The organism is Coleofasciculus sp., from assembly GCF_046565525.1.
In the GTDB taxonomy this organism is placed as follows: domain Bacteria; phylum Cyanobacteriota; class Cyanobacteriia; order Cyanobacteriales; family Coleofasciculaceae; genus Coleofasciculus.
In genome coordinates, this window is the sequence record NZ_JBKHUP010000235.1 from 1 (window position 1) to 1869 (window position 1869).

Sequence of the window (1869 nt, forward strand, 5' to 3'; positions counted from 1 at the left end):
ATGAACTACCCAGACCTACTTCGTTGAGGTCTGGGTTTCTACAACCAGACCAGTAGGGCTGTGTTTCCGACGCTTCGCCTGCCCTAGTTGCTTCATGCTTCCCGTTCGCTTGCGCTTACAAGTTTCTGAAGTAGAGCTAGAGACATCTGCGTCTACGAGGCTCGTTCCAAACCCCGGTAGCTTTCCTAATGCCCACAAAAGCATGACTAAGGCAGCGGCTAAGTCCCTATCCATGGTAAATCCGCATTTATGGCAATGATGAACTCTTTCGTCTAAGGTCTTTTTCTGCTGATTTCCACAGTTAGGACAGGTTTGGGATGGTTTAACTTTGCGAGTGGGAACTTCAACAAAAACCCCACCCGCGTCTTTTACTTTATATTCAATCGCTGACCTTAGCATTCCCATGCCCACATCTAAAATGGATTTGTTTAGTCCGGCTTTTTGCTTTTTGCGCTTACCTTTTTTGGCTTTGCGGGTCATTTTAGAGACTTCTAGTTTTTCTGTAGCAACGAAGCTATTACAGCGTACAATGTCTGTTGCTACTTGGTGTACCCAATTTTGACGCTGATTAGCTACCTTACGGGTTACTTTGCTAATTTTAGCTTGGGTCTTTTTCCACCGACTAGAGCCTTTCTGTTTCTTCTGTCTATTGGGAGCCGTTTTACGACGCTTTCCCTTAGAAAGATGCTTGATTTTCGCCTCAGCTTTTCGCAAAAACTTAGGGGCTTCAATAAAAGAATGGTTTTCCCCATCAGTTATCGCCAACGCTGACTTGCAACCCAAGTCGATGCCAACTGAGCCAAAATCTGTTTGTCTTGTTGCCGCCTGTAGCTCGGTTAAGTTAACGGTGATACTGGCGTACCATTTGCCATTGCGATAAACAATGGTACAAGTTGTCGGAGTCCCCCAAATCCGGGCTTTACCGCGCATCTGGATAGAACCAATTTTGGCTAATTCCAGATAACCGTTATCACCTGTTGTGTGTACCTTCCAACCTGTTTTACTCGGATACGTCCAGCCCGAATAATGCTTAATCGACTTATATTTAGGTCGCTTGGCTAACCCTTTAAACCACCGATTAAAAGCGTAATCAACACGCTTTAACGTAGCCTGCAAAGTCATGCAATTACATTCTTTGTACTCTCCCCAAACTTCCTTGAAAGCAGGCAAAGAGTTTTGCTGCTCAAAGTAATCAACTCGGTAATTAAACCTTTGATACTGGGTAAATCGATTGCAGACAGCAGCGTTATACAGGTCTTTATGCAACTTACGGTGATACCGTAATGTCTGCTCTTGCTTTTTATTGGGGTATAGCCGAAAAGTTACACGTCTTGTTGGCATTGCCGCTTCCTCCTGTTAACATTAATTTAACAGACTCAGGTGGGGGTATGTCAAGTGAAAGCCAGAAAGGGTTCTCATTCCGTATTTTCTGTTCAACTGCATATAGTGTTCGTAACTAAATACAGACGTAAGGTTATTACATCGGGAATGCTGGAGCGATTGCATGAGGTGCTTGCAAATATTTGTATTAAGACAAAGTGCCGCCTTGTCGAGTTCTCAGGAGAAGCCGATCACGTACATCTATTGGTAGACTTTCATCCTGACAACAAACTTTCATCTCTAATTGGCAGCATGAAGTCTGCTTCCAGTCGAATCATCAGAAAAGACTTTGCTGTGGAACTATCACAAACTTATACCAAGTCAGCATTCTGGTCAGGCTCTTATTATGTTGCCTCTACTGGTGGCGCTCCCATTGAGAGAGTCAAAGCTTACATTAAATCCCAAGAAGCACCTCAAGATTAACCCTGAGCGAAGTCGAAGGGTTGATTGCCTTCGTTCCTCCGGCAATCCGCTATCCCTCCCCACCCT

General features: G+C 44.4%; 2 protein-coding genes. One reads left to right on the plus strand and one right to left on the minus strand.

Translation table 11 applies throughout. The features are described 5' to 3' along the window. Positions 1–15 precede the first annotated feature (15 nt). Entirely contained in the window at positions 16–1341 is a 1326-nt protein-coding gene (locus tag ACLGGO_RS35405) for an RNA-guided endonuclease InsQ/TnpB family protein (RefSeq protein ID WP_446422825.1), read from the minus strand. Between the two features lie 54 nt (positions 1342–1395). On the opposite strand from ACLGGO_RS35405, the gene tnpA reads away from it, so the two are divergent. Then, positions 1396–1803 (plus strand): IS200/IS605 family transposase, encoded by a 408-nt coding sequence (tnpA, locus tag ACLGGO_RS35410; protein WP_446338167.1) that lies wholly within the window; start codon positions 1396–1398, stop codon positions 1801–1803. Positions 1804–1869: the final 66 nt, after the last annotated feature.